General features: G+C 70.3%; 12 protein-coding genes. 7 read left to right on the forward strand and 5 right to left on the reverse strand.

Going from position 1 to position 14,894, the window contains the following annotated elements; genetic code table 11:
* Positions 1–7 precede the first annotated feature (7 nt).
* Genes ACT4N7_RS15275 through ACT4N7_RS15285 form a run of 3 tightly spaced genes read left to right on the forward strand, consistent with a single transcriptional unit; the run spans position 8 to position 4,701 of the window.
* The gene (locus ACT4N7_RS15275) at positions 8–1,150 is read left to right on the forward strand and encodes a hypothetical protein (RefSeq protein ID WP_444829382.1); all 1,143 of its coding nucleotides are present in this window, start codon (positions 8–10) and stop codon (positions 1,148–1,150) included.
* 9 nt (positions 1,151–1,159) lie between these two features.
* Positions 1,160–3,634: a glycosyltransferase gene (locus tag ACT4N7_RS15280; protein WP_444829383.1), complete on the forward strand. Its 2,475-nt coding sequence runs from the start codon at positions 1,160–1,162 to the stop codon at positions 3,632–3,634.
* Complete coding sequence (locus tag ACT4N7_RS15285) at positions 3,631–4,701, forward strand: methyltransferase domain-containing protein (RefSeq protein WP_444829384.1); 1,071 nt, start codon at positions 3,631–3,633, stop codon at positions 4,699–4,701. Before ACT4N7_RS15280 ends, ACT4N7_RS15285 begins: the two co-directional genes overlap by 4 nt.
* A 27-nt stretch (positions 4,702–4,728) precedes the next feature.
* Here ACT4N7_RS15285 and ACT4N7_RS15290 read toward each other — a convergent pair whose 3' ends face one another.
* Both ACT4N7_RS15290 and ACT4N7_RS15295 read right to left on the reverse strand, forming a co-directional pair.
* Complete coding sequence (locus ACT4N7_RS15290; protein WP_444829385.1) at positions 4,729–5,664, reverse strand: GNAT family N-acetyltransferase; 936 nt, start codon at positions 5,662–5,664, stop codon at positions 4,729–4,731.
* A 69-nt stretch (positions 5,665–5,733) separates the two neighbouring features.
* Positions 5,734–6,657, reverse strand: a complete 924-nt coding sequence (locus tag ACT4N7_RS15295; RefSeq protein ID WP_444829386.1) for an FkbM family methyltransferase — start codon at positions 6,655–6,657, stop codon at positions 5,734–5,736.
* A 380-nt stretch (positions 6,658–7,037) separates the two neighbouring features.
* On the opposite strand from ACT4N7_RS15295, the gene ACT4N7_RS15300 reads away from it, so the two are divergent.
* Both ACT4N7_RS15300 and ACT4N7_RS15305 read left to right on the forward strand, forming a co-directional pair.
* Positions 7,038–8,777, forward strand: a complete 1,740-nt coding sequence (locus ACT4N7_RS15300; protein ID WP_444829387.1) for a long-chain-acyl-CoA synthetase — start codon at positions 7,038–7,040, stop codon at positions 8,775–8,777.
* A 70-nt stretch (positions 8,778–8,847) separates the two neighbouring features.
* Positions 8,848–9,378, forward strand: coding sequence for a DUF1697 domain-containing protein (locus ACT4N7_RS15305; protein ID WP_444829388.1), 531 nt, complete (start codon positions 8,848–8,850; stop codon positions 9,376–9,378).
* Position 9,379: 1 nt separating this feature from the next.
* Here ACT4N7_RS15305 and ACT4N7_RS15310 read toward each other — a convergent pair whose 3' ends face one another.
* Both ACT4N7_RS15310 and ACT4N7_RS15315 read right to left on the reverse strand, forming a co-directional pair.
* Positions 9,380–11,134: a gamma-glutamyltransferase family protein gene (locus ACT4N7_RS15310; protein WP_444829389.1), complete on the reverse strand. Its 1,755-nt coding sequence runs from the start codon at positions 11,132–11,134 to the stop codon at positions 9,380–9,382.
* A 289-nt stretch (positions 11,135–11,423) separates the two neighbouring features.
* On the reverse strand, positions 11,424–12,386 hold the full coding sequence (locus tag ACT4N7_RS15315; RefSeq protein ID WP_444829390.1) for an aldo/keto reductase: 963 nt from the start codon (positions 12,384–12,386) through the stop codon (positions 11,424–11,426).
* A gap of 100 nt (positions 12,387–12,486) precedes the next feature.
* On the opposite strand from ACT4N7_RS15315, the gene ACT4N7_RS15320 reads away from it, so the two are divergent.
* Positions 12,487–13,434 (forward strand): oxidoreductase, encoded by a 948-nt coding sequence (locus ACT4N7_RS15320; RefSeq protein WP_444829391.1) that lies wholly within the window; start codon positions 12,487–12,489, stop codon positions 13,432–13,434.
* Between the two features lie 155 nt (positions 13,435–13,589).
* Positions 13,590–14,348 (forward strand): SDR family NAD(P)-dependent oxidoreductase, encoded by a 759-nt coding sequence (locus tag ACT4N7_RS15325; protein WP_444829392.1) that lies wholly within the window; start codon positions 13,590–13,592, stop codon positions 14,346–14,348.
* Here ACT4N7_RS15325 and ACT4N7_RS15330 read toward each other — a convergent pair.
* Positions 14,291–14,890: a hypothetical protein gene (locus ACT4N7_RS15330; protein WP_444829393.1), complete on the reverse strand. Its 600-nt coding sequence runs from the start codon at positions 14,888–14,890 to the stop codon at positions 14,291–14,293. The genes ACT4N7_RS15325 and ACT4N7_RS15330 overlap by 58 nt on opposite strands.
* Between the last annotated feature and the right edge of the window lie 4 nt (positions 14,891–14,894).

A 14,894-nucleotide genomic window follows, 5' to 3' on the forward strand; every position in this document is an offset into this window, starting at 1 on the left:
GCGAGGTATGTCGGACGCGCGCCTGGCCGATGCGTTGGCACGGCTGGACCAACACCGCGAGCTACACCTTCCGCTGCGGCGCGGGGATTTGCTGGGCAGGCTCGCGCTGCGGTTCCTGTGGCGCAGGCAGCTCAAGTGGCAGGTGGAGGCAAACCTGGCCGCGCGGGACGCGATCGGCAGCCTGCACGCGGTCGTCGCCGAGCAGCGCGCCGAGATCCAGCGCCTCTCCGCCGTGGTGCACGATTCGGCCGGGCTGGCCCGCGCCGACGACCTGCGCCACGAGGTGGAATCGCTGAAGCGGGCCGACCAGAACATCATGGCGGGCCTCAACCAGCGGATCTACGCGTCGATCGGCGGGGTCCGCTCGGAGGTGGGCGACCTGCGCCTGCAGCTCGCCGAGAAGGCCGAGGCGTCCGGCGAGACCGACCAGCGCCTGGCCGCGTTGGAGGCGAGCCTCGCCGAACTGGTCGCCGCGGCCCGCGACGGTCGGCTGCGCCACGCCCAGGTCGACCTGTTCCTCGACGAGGTCCGCGCCGCGCTGCCCGCCCGGCCGACCCCGGCCGCCGTCGCCAAGCTGCCGGAGCGCGGCGCGCACCTGGAGCTGGCGGTGGCCGAACTGCTCGACGGCCCCGTGGACCACGTCCGCGCGGCGCGCGCCGCGCATCTGCCGGTCGTGCGGCAGGCCCGCAAGCGGGAGGCGAACGGCCCGGTGTTCGACATGGCCCCCGCCCGCGGCGAATGGCTCGAAGTCCTGCGCGGCGCGGACATCCCGTGGCGGTCGGCCTCGGCCAACCCGCACGTGGTGCGCCAGTGCACGGCCCTCGGTCTCGTGGTGGACGAGAGCGACGCGCTCACCTCACTGTCCACAGTGGAGCACCGTTCGTTGGGCGCTGTCACCGCATTCCGCTTCGTCGAACGGCTCGACGCCGCCGACGTCGCCCGCTTCGTGGCCTTGGCGGGCGCCGCGCTGCAGCCGGGCGGCGTCCTCGTGGTGGAGACCTCGGAGTCCACTGAGGACTTCCACCTGGACCCGTTCGCCCAGCGGCCCGTCCACCCGACCCTGTTGCGCTTCCTCGCCGAAGCCGCGGGCCTGCGCGACGCGGAGGTCACCCGCCACGGCGGCCGCTACACCCTGACCGCCCGGCGGTGAGCGCGCACCATGCCCGCCGCCATGTGGACACCGCTGCCCCCCGCCCGCAGCGGAATCGCCGACTACGCCTACGAACTCCTGGGCCCGCTCTGCGCCACCACTGACCTGGTCGCAGTCGCCCAACCCACCCCCGCGCAAACCGCCGCCGCGCAGCCCCCACCCACCTCGGGGGATCGGCCCTGCTCCAGTCTATCGGTGGTGGGGGGTGCGGCAAGGGGTGGGGGATTTTCTGTGGATGGTTTGGCGGATGTGGACAACTCGGGGAAGGCCGATGCGGTAGTGGCCGGGTGTCGGGTTGTGGATCCCGTCGAGGCCGGGTCTCGTACTACGCACGTGTATCAGATGGGGAATCACGCCGAGTCCCATCTGTGGATCTATCGGCAAGCGTTGGCCACGCCGGGAATCGTTGTCCTGCATGACACTTCGCTGCTCGGCTTTCACCACGGCTATCTCGGCGGGCCGGACAATCCAGAGTTTCGGCGTGAGGTCGACTACGCGCACGGGCCGATCTGGGGGAACGCTGACGATCCGGCGCTGCTGAACGGCTGGCCCGCTACCGAGGTCGACGGCGTGCAGGTGCTCGACAGTCGGACGCTGAGCATGGAGCGGCGGATCGTGTCCAGCAGCCGGGGCGTGATCGTGCACGACCCGTACTCGGCGAGCTGGTTGCAGGCTCGCTACCCGAAGGTCCCCGTGCACATGATCCCGCACGGGGTGACCATCCGCGAGGACACGGGCCGTGACGAGACGCGGGCTCGGTTCGGGTGGCAGGACGACCACGTCGTGTTCGGGTTGTTCGGCGGTTTCAACCGGACAAAACGCATGCTGGTGGCCGTGTTGGCGTTCGCGCACCTCCGGCGCCGCTGGCCCAACGCGCGGCTGCTCATCGCTGGGCACCCGGATTACCCGGACATCGTCGCCGAGATCCGGGCAACCGTCGCCCAGCAGGGGCTCACGGACTCCGTCCACTTGGAACTGAGTCCCACCAAGGACGACTTCGAGCGGTTGATCACCGCCACGGACGCGGTGATCAACCTGCGCTGGCCCACCGAGGGCGAGACGAGCGGGGTGATGGCGCGGGCGTTCGGCGCGGGCAGGCTCGTGATCACGAGTGACCTGCAGCAGCACCGCCACCTCGACCCGGCGTACTGCTGGCGGGTGCCGACCGAGCCCGCCGCCGAGGCCGAGACGCTGCTTGACCTGCTGGAACGGGCGATGTCCCGACCGGACGAGGTCCGCGCGGCCGGCGCACGGGCGCGGGCGCACGCCCGGCGGACGGCGTCGTGGCCGGTGGTCGCGGCGGCGTACAAGCGGGTGTTGGACGGGACATCGGCCACCCGGAAGCCCGCGCGGTCCGCACTCCCCGGGGTGAATGTGTTCGCCGACCCGAGGGCCACCACCGGTCTGTCCGAGTCGGCCCGCAGGCACTCCGAGGCACTGCTCGACGCGGGTGTGTCGATGACATTCACCGAGTTCAACTCCCGGGCGTGGAACCGCTCGGTGCCGGTGCCGCGGCGGCTCGCCGAGTTGCGGCGGGGCAAGGAGCACCCGGTCGACCTGTGGCTGCTCAACCTCAACGAGTTCCAGTTGATCCCCGAGCACGCGCTCGACCGGCACACGATCGCGTTGTGGGCGTGGGAGTTCCCGGAAATCCTCGACTACACGCTGGTCCAGCTCCCTCGGCTGGACGAACTGTGGGTGGTCTCCTCGTTCGTCGCGGACGCATTCCGCACGGCGACTGACATCCCGATCACGGTGATCCCGAACGTGGTGACCCAGTTCGACGGCGTCGAGGCCGACCGAGCGCGCTTCGCCCTGCCCGACGACCAACTGGTGGTGTTGTTCAGTTTCAGCGCGTCGTCCAGTGATGCCCGGAAGAACCCTTGGGGCGTAATCGAAGCGTTCCGCCGCGCGTTCCGGGCGGACGAGCGCGGCCGGTCCGCGCACATGGTGATCAAGGTCATCGATCTGCACGAGTTCCCAGAGCTGTCGGTCCATCTGGCCGAAGCCGTGGCCGACGTGAACGGCACGCTCATCACCGCCGACCTCACCCGCGAGGAGATGGACTCGCTGCTGGCCAGTTGCGACATCTACCTCTCGCTGCACCGGTCGGAAGGGTTCGGGATGGGGATGGCCGAGGCGATGGCGCTGGGCAAGCCCGTCATCGCGACCGGCTACGGCGGCAACGTCGACTTCATGCCGCCCGGTGCCGCCGCCGTGGTCGGCTATGACATCCGGGGGATCACGGCGAGCGATCACCGGTTCGGCGCCAAGTTCGCGGGCTGGTACCGGCCGGGGCAGCTCTGGGCCGAGCCGAACGTCGACCAGGCCGCGCGCTGGCTGCGGCGCCTGGCCGACGATCCGGCGCTGCGGCGGGCAATGGGCGCGCGGGGCGCGGAAGCAGTGCGGGCGACCTGCAGTGCCGAGGCGGTGGGCGCGGCCATGGTCCGCAGGCTCACCGAACTGGCGACGGTGCGGACATGAGCGTCGAACACCTGCGGTCCACTTGGGAGCAACTCGGCCAGGACGATCCGCTGTGGGCGGTGCTGTCCGACCCGTCGCGCAAGGGCGGCAACTGGGACGTCGACGAGTTCCTGTCGACGGGCAGGCACTGGGTCAAGCACATCCTGGACACGCTGCACGGGGTGTCGCTGGACCTCGGCGACCGGGTGCTCGACTTCGGCTGCGGCGTCGGCAGGCTGAGCTTCGCGCTCGCCGAGCACGCCCGCGAGGTGACCGGGGTGGACATCGCCGCGTCGATGGTCGAGCACGCCGCGCGGCTCAACCACGCGCCGGACCGGATCAGGTTCGCGCACTACGACGGCACGCGGCTGCCTTTCCCCGACGCCTCGTTCGACGCGGTCGTGAGCCTGATCGTCCTGCAACACGCGCCGCCCGCGGTGCAGCTCGCCTGCCTCGTGGAGGTGCAGCGGGTCGTCCGTCCAGGTGGGACGCTGATCGTGCAGATCCCGGCCGGGCGCAAGCCGCCGTTGCCGCTGCCGCTGGACGCCATGCGCGCGCGGATCGCCGTGTCGCCGGTCCCCGAGTTGCTGCCCGCGGGCGCCGAACACACGGCGACCGTGACGATCACGAACGTCGGCGCCGCGCCGTGGCCACTGAGCCAGGCGATCCGGGTGGGCAACCACTGGCTCGCCGACGGCGAGATCGCCGTGGTGGACGACGGGCGCGGCGAGCTGCCGAGCGAGGTCGCGCCCGGCGCCACCGTCGAGGTCGAACTGTTGGTCACCGCCCCGCCGGAGCCGGGTCGGTACGAGCTGGAGTTCGACCTGCTCCAGGAGTCGGTCGCGTGGTTCGGCCAGGTCGGCAGCGACACCGTCCGGGTGCCGGTCGAGGTCGTCCGTGCGCCGGAGCGCGTCGAGGAGCCGGAATCGGTCACCGAAGGTCCGGCGCAGATGGAGATGCACGCCATTCCGAGCGCGTTGGTGCGTGGGGTGTTCGAGCACTGCGGCTGCGAGGTGGTCGCCGCGATCCCGGACGACCTCGCAGGCGCTGAGTGGGAGAGCTACACCTATCTCGTCCGCAAGACCTAGGTGTCTGTTGGTGCACCCGACCAGTCCTCAGCCCGCGGTCCTGGTTTTGATGAGCGGCGCGTCCCGCGACAACTCCCGGAACCCGACGCTGGAGAACAGCCCGCGCGCCTTGGGATGCCCCGACGCGCCCAGGCAGGCGACCGTCGTATGAGTGGCCCCGGCTGCCCGCGCCAGGTGCATCCCGTGCAGAAGCATCGCCCTGCCCAGCCCCAGACGCCGGTAGCCCGGATGCGTCCCGACCGGCTCGAACTCAGCGGTCTTGTTCGCTTCATCGAGCCACATGATCGTCGAGGACGCCATCGTCGCGTCCGGCGCTTCCACCAGGATGTGCAGGTCGCCGCGATACGTCGCCGTCTGCCGGACGCCCTGGTAGCTCTCGGCCGTGTACGTCGAGGGCGCCCAGGCGTCCAGATGGGCCTGGACCGCGGCCTTCGGTCCGGCCTCGTCGGCGGTGCGGAACCGGAATCCGGCAGGCAGTACCGGCTGTTCCACGTCGATGAGGTCCCGCTCGTTGAGCTGGGTCCAGGACCCGGTGTCGCCGAGCGAGGCCAGGTCGGTCTCATAGCCGTGCGCCGCCCAACGCTTCAGGGCGAACTCGTCGGCGGCGCTCGGGAGCACCGTCCGTTCGATGTCCGCCGCCGTAGCGTCGTACCAGTCGATCACCTCGTCAACCAGCCCGGCATGGTCGGGATGGACCTGATACGCCAGATAGGCGCCGGTGACGTCCTTCACAGACCCGTCGCTCTTCCGCACCTGGTGCGGAAGAGACGCCCAGCCCCACGCCACCAGATCCCCGCCAGCGAACCACAGCCGACGCGGCCAGCTGGCGCCGTGGCCCGCGTGCCCCTTACCCCAGATCCAGGCCAACTCCCCGAACGACGCGTCGCTGTTCACCAGGTCCGGGCGGGTGGCGGTGACCCGCTGCGCCAAGCCCTGCATGAGCCGCACGTCCGCGGCGGTCACAAGCTCAACGCTCGTCATAGTGCGCCACGGTGTCAGGACGCCACGAATCCGTCGAACCGTTTCCGGGCACTAGCGCTGTTCGAGCTCGGTGACGCGGTTCTCCAGCCTGGCCGCGTAGCGGGCCGACTTGGCGGCGTCCGCGTTGAGTTCGTCGATGGTCCGCTGCAACTCGACACAGCGCGCGGACTCGTCTTCCCTGGCCTGCTCCGCCGCCCGCACGGCCTCGTCGAGCCTGCGCACGTAGGCGACTTCGGCTGCCCGCACCCGCTGCTGTTCTTGCTCCCACACGTGCCGCTTTTCGCGCTCCAGCACCACCTCGTGGCGCTCGTAGGTGTCGAACACGTTGGCGGGCGCGGAAAGCACGCGTAACGCATCCTCGTCGTCGTGCGCCGCATAGAACCGGTTGAGGCCGTCGAACAGCGCGCAGCGGTAGTCCGCGTCGAGCAGGATCGGCTCCCAGGACTGGTGCGACGGGATCGGCGCGCCGGGCTCGGTGGCCTCGACCACCACCACGCGCGGCCGGTGCCGGTCCCAGTCCGCGCCGGTGATCACGTCGTGTTCGGCGCCCTCGACGTCGATCTTGAGGAAGTCGACCGGCCCGGGGTGCGCGTCGAGCAGCGCGGCGAGGGTGACGACCTCGACCTCGACGTCGGCCGACGCCCAGCCGTCGTCGTCGCGGTATCGGCGGGCGAGGTCGCCGTCGAGGGTGGAGCGACCCCAGTTGTCGGACACGACGTGCAGGATCGCGGTACCGGGCTTCGCGCCGACCGCCACCGCAAGGGTCACATCGTCGGGCCGCGCCGCCCGGATCTGCTCGGCCATCGTGGGGCTCGGCTCGACGTTCACGCCGCGCCAGCCGAGGTCGTAGAAATGCTTGGTCACCGAGTCCGCGACCGGATCTCCGGCGCCGAGGTCGACGTAGCGGCCGGTGGTCCGGTCGGTGAACAACCGGGCGAGCACGACGTCCTCGGCGTTCTGGGCGTAGGAGATCACGACGCTAGGGTAGTGGCCCGGCGCACGCCGCCAGCCTTGCGTCGCGACCTGCTGCTATCCCCCGGACGGGTGACCTGGCCGGCGTGTCGCGGGCCGGGTCCGCCCGGTGCGGCGGACGGCACGAAGCATCGGGGGATCACCCGACATCGGGAGGCGACTATGTGGTTGCAGGTCATGGCGTTGGTCGCGGTGGGCCTGTTCTTCGTGGTGCGCTTGGTACTCGCGCTCTACGATCGGCCGTCCAAGCACTGACCCCGCGCGCCGCGGCGGGTCGTCGTGGACTCGGGTCGGGATGACGCCGCCGGTCGAACGCCTGCGCTACCGGTGCACTACTTCTTCGTGTAACCCCAGGAATCTACTTGCGGGTAGCCTCCTGCCGCATGGATGCACCGGCCAAGCGAGTCCGCGTCACCGACGTCCTGCGCGCGCTGCCCAAGCTGGTCGCCGACGGGCCGGGGATGGTCCGCGGCGTGGTCGGGCTGGCGACGATCCGGCCGACCACCCCGGAGTCGATCGGACACATCTTCCAGCGTGCCGCCGCGCAGCACCCCGAGCTGCCGTTCCTCCGGTTCGAGGACACCGAGATCACCTACGGCGACGCGAACCGGCTGGTCAACCGGTATGCGTCGGTCCTCGCAGCGCACGGCGTGCTGGCGGGCGGCACGGTGGCGATCATGGCGGGCAACCGGCCGGAGACCCTGCTGGCCGCGCTCGCCACGGTGAAGCTCGGCGCGTCCGCCGGGATGCTCAACGTCAACCAGCGCGGCGACGTGCTCGGCCACAGCGTCCGCCTGCTTGCGGCGACCGTGCTCGTCGTGTCGGCGGACTACCGCGGCGCGCTGGCCAACATCGAAACACCCACCGCGCTCGACATCGACACGTTGGCCGACCACAGCACGTCCGACGCCGACCCGCCGGAATGCGCGCAGCTCACCGCCGCGGCGACAGCGTTCTACGTGTTCACCTCCGGCACGACCGGGCTGCCGAAAGCCAGCGCGATGTCGCACTACCGATGGCTCAAGAGCATGTGCGGCATCGGCGGGCTCGGGGTTCGGCTGCGCGGCGAGGACACGCTCTACTGCTGTCTTCCGCTGTATCACAACAATGCCCTCACGGTGTCGCTCTCCGCCGTGCTCTCGGCGGGCGCGACCCTCGCACTTGGACAGTCCTTTTCGGCCTCCCAGTTCTGGGACGAGCTGGTACGCACCAGGTCCACGGCGTTCTGCTACGTCGGCGAACTGTGCCGCTACCTGCTCAACCAGCCGGTGCGCGCGATCGAGCGGCAGCACCAGGTGCGCGTGGTCGTCGGCAACGGGCTGCGGCCGGAGATCTGGACCGAGTTCACCGAACGGTTCGCCATCCCGCGCGTCGCGGAGTTCTACGGGGCCAGCGAGTGCAACGTGGCGTTCGTCAACGCGCTCAACATCGACCGCACGGCTGGCGCGTGCCCGCTGCCGTTCGCGGTGGTCGAGTACGACGCCGAGAAGCCGCGCAGGCATGGCGATCGGCTGCGCAAGGTGTCGACCGGCGAGGTCGGGCTGCTGCTGACGAAAGTGACCGACCGCGCGCCCTTCGACGGCTACACCGACGCCGAGGCCACCGAACGCAAGCTGGTGCGCGACGCGTTCAAGGATGGCGACTGCTGGTTCGACACCGGCGACCTGGTGCGCGATCAGGGTTTCCGGCACGTCGCGTTCGTCGACCGGCTGGGCGACACCTTCCGGTGGAAGGGCGAGAACGTGGCGACCACCGAGGTCGAAGGTGCCGTCGGGGACTACGGCGCCGTAGAACAGGCGGTGGTGTATGGGGTTTCCGTGCCCGGCACCGACGGCAAGGCTGGCATGGCGGCGGTGAAACTGCGCGCGGGCAAGACCTTCGACGGGACCGGGCTGGCCGCGCACCTGGCCGAGCGGCTGCCGGGGTACGCGGTGCCGCTGTTCGTGCGGGTGATCGAGGAGGTCGCCCAGACCTCGACCTTCAAGTCCCGCAAGGTCGACCTGCGCGACGAGGGCTATTCGGCCGCGGTGACCGACCCGCTGTATGTGTTGAGCGGCGGCGAATACGTCGAGGCCTACCCGTCGTACCCGGACGACGTGGCGGCGGGGAGGATTCGGGTGTGAGCGAGCTTGCGAGCGAATCGGTGTCACAGGGCGTCCGCGAGCGGCATCACGGAGCCTGCGAGGGGATGTCATGAGCGGATTCGTGGCACTGCTGCGCGGCGTGAATGTCAGCGGACACAAGAAGATCGCGATGGCCGACCTGCGCGTCCTGCTGACCGACCTCGGCTTCGGCGACGTGCGAACGCTGCTGCAGAGCGGAAACGCGGCGTTCACCGCCGACGATTCCCCCGCGTCGCTGGAGTCGCGGATCGAGGACGCGCTGGTCGGCCGGTTCGAGCTGGCGACGCGCTGCCTCGTCCGAACAGGCGACGAGCTGCGCGCGGTGCTGGCCGCGCACCCGCTGGTTTCCTTGGCGGACAACGGGTCGCGGATGCTGGCCATCTTCCTGTCCGACGACCCCGACCCCGCGCTGGCGGCGACGCACGACCCGGTGGCGCTGGACCCGGAGCATGTCCGGGTCGGCAAGCGCGTGATCTACCAGTGGTGCCCGGACGGCGTCGCGGAGGCACCGCTGGTGGGGCCGTTCGTAGAGCGGCGCTGGAAGGTGACGGCGACCGGCCGGAACTGGAACACGGTGACCAAGCTGGCGGCGATGGTCTGACTCACCGACCGACCGCGTACCCCTGCATGCCGCGCGGGTTGGCTGCCGCCCGCAGGAGGCCGGAATCCCTTGCCACAGCGGACATCCGGCCCAGACTCCACGGGCCGACGTCCACTACACTGTGTCCGCGCCGTGCCAGTTCGTCCAAAGTGGACTTTCCGAGTCGGGATTCCAGATGGGCCTCGCCGGGCACGAAATCGCGCGGGTAGAACGAACTCGGGACCGCGTTGGAGTGCCACGCGGGCGCGTCGATGGCGGCTTGGAGGTTCAGCCCGCCGAGGGTGTGGGCGAGCCAGAAGCAGAGCTGCCACTGGTCCTGACCGTCGCCGCCGGGGGTGCCGAAGGCGATGGTCGGCTCGCCGTCGCGCAGGGCGAGGCTCGGGGTCAGCGTGATGCGGGGGCGCTTGCCGGGGGCCAGCGAGTTCGGCAAACCCGGTTCCAGCCAGAACATCTGGGCGCGGGTGCCGAGGCAGAACCCCAGCCCGGGAATGGCGGGCGACGACTGGAGCCAGCCGCCGGACGGGGTCGCGGAGATGAGGTTGCCGTGCCGATCGACGACGTCGATGTGCACGGTGTCGCCCCTGGTGGAGCCGTCGGGGCGGACGGTGGGCTCGCCGATCGCGCCGGACAGCGGGGTGTCGCGCGTGCCGGTGGCCAGCAGCTTCGGCAGGCGCGGGGTGCGCCCGCCGGGCGCCCCGGGCCGCAACTCGAACGACGCGGTGTCGCCGACGAGCGCGCGGCGATCGGCGGCGTACTCACGGGAGAGCAGGTCGTCCAGTGGGACGGTGTCGTCGTCGCCGTACCAGGCTTCCCGGTCGGCGAAGGCGAGTTTGGCGCACTCCAGTGCGAGGTGCACAGTGTCTGCGGTGGGCATGCCATCCACATAGGACAGTGGCAGGGTCTCCAGCAGGCGGAGCTGTTGGAGGAGAACGGGTCCCTGGGTCCAGGCGCCGCACTTGGCCAGGGTCCAGTCGCCGAAGTCCGCGGTGACGGCGTTTTCGTAGGACGCGGACCAGCCCGCGATGTCCTGTCCGGTAAGCACTCCCGCGTGATCACGACCGGAGTCGTCGCGGAAACTGTTGCGGCAGAATGCATCGATGGCCTCGGCCACAAACCCCTGCGACCAAGCCCGCCGCGCGGCATCAATCTCCGCCTCCCGCGTCGGCCCGACGGCCTCGGTGAGCAGCCGTTCCCACGTGTCGGCCAGGGTCGGGTTGGCGAAGCGGTCGCCGGTCGCGCCGAGCCAGAGCGCGGCGGAGGTGGGCCAGTGGCCGGTGAAGAGGTCGCGGACGGTGTCGATCACCAAGGGCACCCGGTCGAGCAGCGGGAAACCGTTGCGGGCGTAGGAGATCGCGTACCCGAGCACGTCGTGCAGCCGCTTGGTGCCGTGGTCGCGGAGCAGCGTCAACCAGCCGTCCCACGCGCCGGGGACCGTGGTGGCGAGCAGGCCGCTACCCGGGATCAGGTCCAGCCCGAGATCGCGAAAATGCCCTGGCGTCGCGCCCGCCGGGGCGACGCCCTGGCCGCAGAGGACGCGGGGGGTCGGGTCGTCGGCGGTGGTGAACACGGCGGGAACCTCGCCGCCAGGCCCGTTGAGGTGCGGCTCGACAACCTGGAGCACGAACCCCGCGGCCACGGCGGCGTCGAAGGCATTGCCACCGTCCTCCAGCACGGCCATGCCCGCGGCCGACGCCAGCCAGTGGGTGGACGCGACCATGCCAAAGGTGCCGACAAGCTCCGGTCGAGTGGTGAACACCAGGCCAACGTACCCGATTTAGTTAACTTTGCTAACTATTCGTGGCGTCGACTTAAGCCGAGAGGGCGCCGGCTTGACACGACCACCACACCGAAGCAGCGCAGGACCGCGGCCGGGCACCCGCCTGACTGCGCACCCCCCAACACAAACCCCACCCGCCCTGGGGGCCTGCCCTGCTCCAGTCTATCGGTGGTAGGGGGTTTGTGGGGGTGGGGCGGTTTGGCTGTGGATGGTTCGAGGGGATCGGTTCGAACATTTGTGCACATTGTGGACAAGTGCTGTGGATAAGTCAGCGGCGGCCGGGTGGGCAGATTTCGTCTATGGCGGTCAGGTCGTCGTGGGTGGGGTGCCAGCGGATGGTCAGGGCGTTGGCGATGACCTGTTCGGGGGTTGTCGCGCCCGCGATTACCGAGCCGACGACGGGCTGGGCTGTCAACCAGCCGATGGCGAGGGTGGCCATGGTGATGGCGCGTTCGTCGGCGAAGGCGCGGAGTTTTTCGATCCGGTCCCACGGCGCGTCGGCCAGTAGGCGCTGTCGACCGACCAGGCGGCTGCCATCCGGTGGCGCAATGTCGCGCGCGTACTTGCCGGTCAGCAGGCCGTTGGCCAGCGGAAAGTACGGGAGCACGCTCATCCGAAACCGGCCGCACGCGGGAAGCACCTCACGCTCGGCCTCGCGTTCCAGCAGCGAGTAGTGGTTCTGCGACGACACGGGCGGCCGCACGTGGGTGGTCTGGGCTGTCCAGGCCGCGTCGGCGATCTGCCAGCCCGCCAGGTTGCACACGCCGACATAGCGGACCAGGCCGTCGCGAACGAGGTCGTCCAGGGCGGCGAGGGTCTCGGCGAGCGGGGTGCTCGGGTCGGGCCGATGCAACTGGTACAGATCGATCCAGTCGGTGCCGAGTCTGCGGAGAGATGCCTCGGCGGCGCGGCGCACGTAGCGGCGGGAACCGCGGGCACCGAAGTCGGGACCGTTGCCGCCCTGCATGTCGACGCCGAACTTGGTGGCGATGATCGCGTTCTCCCGCTTGCCCGCGAGGGCCTGGCCGAGCAGTTCCTCGCTGCGCCCGCGCGGCGCGCCGTAGACGTCGGCGACGTCGAACAGGGTCACGCCCGCGTCGATCGCGGCGTGCACCAGCGCGCGGGCGCCCGCCAGCGACTCGGCGGCGGTACCCGGTCTGCCGAGGTTGTTGCAGCCCAAGCCGACGGCACTGACCACCAGGCCGGAATCGCCGACGTGACGAAGCTCCACACGGGAGACCCTAGGACGGACCGGGCGTGTGATCCAGACATCAGGGCACAAGAACGATCCACACTCGGTACCGACGACCTTGGTAAGGCAGGCTATGACCATGAGCACGACACCTGAGGACGATCCCGGGGCGGCGGCCCCCGGTTGGACCGCTGCCGACATCCCCAGCCTGGTCGGGCGCACCTTCATCGTCACCGGCGGCAACAGCGGGCTGGGCTTCGAGACCAGCCGCGAGCTGGCCCGGCACGGCGCCCATGTGATCCTGACCGCTCGCGACCCCGAGAAGGGCGCCGACGCCGTCGAGGCGATCCAGGCCGAACACCCGGACGCCAACGTCGAGACCCGACTGCTCGACCTCGCCGACCTGCCGACAGTCACGAAGTTCGCCAACAGCGTCCACCGGGCCGACGTGCTGATCAACAACGGCGGGGTGATGATGCCGCCGCGCACGCTGAGCGCGCAGGGGCACGAACTCCAGTTGGCCGTCAACCACCTCGGCCACTTCGCGCTGACCGCGCTGCTCCTCGACGTGCTGAAAGAGGGCCGCGAACCGCGCGTGGTGACCGTCAGCTCGATCCTGCACAAGCGCGGCCGCATCCACTTCGACGACCTGCACGGCGAGCAGAAGTACTCGCGCACCGGCTACTACGCGCAGTCGAAGCTGGCGAACGTGGTGTTCGGGCTGGAACTGCACCGCCGGTTACGGGCCAACGGGTTCGCGGTGGCGAGTGTGCTGGCGCACCCGGGATACGCGGCGACGAACCTGCAGTCCACCGGCCCGACCGGGGTGGCCAAGCTCGCGATGAAGGTGTCCAACCGGCTGATCGCGCAGGACGCGGCGATGGGCGCGCTGCCACAGCTCTACGCGGCGACCGCCGAGGACGTGGACAGCGGGCAGTTCATCGGACCGAACGGGCGGCGCGAGCAGAAGGGCTACCCGACGCTGGTGGAGCCGGTGGAGTCGGCGCGCGACCGGGAACTGGCGAAGCGGCTGTGGGACGCGAGCGAGGAGCTGACCGGGATCACGTTCGACCTCGCCGCGCGCTGAGTCCGCGCCCGCCATCTCCTCGGCTGGGGCACTGTCCAGAAGCGACAATCCTGCGATGTCCGGCACATCGGCTGTGGGCGCCACTTGAACGGCCGTTAACCTCTGGCCCGGGCAGACCGTGCGAAGGCGCGCGGGCGCGGCGAAGGGAACCGGACATGCAGATCGTCGGGAGCGCGGCCATCGTCACCGGGGGCGCGTCCGGCCTCGGTGGCGCGACCGCACAGGCGTTGGCCGCCAAGGGATCGACCGTGTTCGCGCTCGACCTGCCCGCAGCCATCGAGCATGCCCCCAAGGTTGACGGCGTGACCTACATAGGCACCGACGTGACCGACCCCGACCAGGTCCAGGCCGCCGTGGACCAGGCGGCCGGGACCGGGAAACCGCTGCGGGTCGTGGTCAACTGTGCCGGGATCGGGCCGTCCGCGCGGATCCTGTCCAAGAAGGGCACACACGACCTGAAGCTGTTCCGCAAGGTCATCGAGGTCAACCTGATCGGCACGTTCACCGTCGTCACCCTCGCCGCTGCCGCCATCGCGAAGACGGACACGCTCGACCACGGGCAGCGCGGGGTCATCATCAACACCGCCTCGATCGCCGCGTTCGACGGACAGATCGGCCAGGTGGCCTACGCCGCGTCCAAGGGCGGGGTCGTCGGCCTCAATCTGCCTGCCGCGCGTGACCTGGCGAGCTCCGGTATCCGGGTGCTGACGATCGCGCCGGGGATCATCGACACGCCGATGCTGGCGACGGTCAGCGACGAGTTCCGGGCCACGCTGGCCGAGGGGGTGCCGTTCCCGAAGCGGCTGGGCAAGCCTGCGGAGTTCGCGAACCTGGCGCTCTCGATCATCGACCAGGACTACCTCAACGGCGAGGTGATCCGGCTCGACGGCTCGCTGCGCATGGCGCCGAGGTAGGCCCGCACCTCGTCTAGTTGGGACCGGACGCCCTGCATGAAGCTGCCCGCGCTGTGCAGGGCCTGGTTGAACTGCTCGACCTCTTCGGCCGAGGCGTTGGTGAACATCAGCAGCTCGGTCAGCTCCAGCCTGCGGTTGACCGAACCGACCGCGCCGCGCCAGTTGTGCAGCAGGTCGATCAGGTCGCCGTCGCGGCGGGGGCTGAGGGCGCCGGAGGCGAACGCGGCGTCCACAGCGGACTGGAACAGCCGCGGGTAGATTTTCCGCCCGGACGCCGCGGACTCGCTGAAAGCCTTGCCGTCCAACAGTTCCCGGTTGCGGGCCAACTCGGTCTCGATCGAGTCGATGGCCTGCTGGCGGCGCTCGCGCTGCGCGGCCCAGCGTTCGGCGAAGATGCCGGTGATGCCCGCGAGCAGGGCGAGGGTGTTGACCGCGGGCTCCCAGCGCTCGCCCGCGTCGGACACCACGAACCAGCTCACGCCGAGCACCAGCGCCACCGCGAGAGCACCGAAGGTCGCGATCGTGATCCCGATCCGGGTCATCGGG

It is taken from the genome of Actinokineospora sp. (genome assembly GCF_052390155.1).
In the GTDB taxonomy this organism is placed as follows: Bacteria; Actinomycetota; Actinomycetes; order Mycobacteriales; family Pseudonocardiaceae; genus Actinokineospora.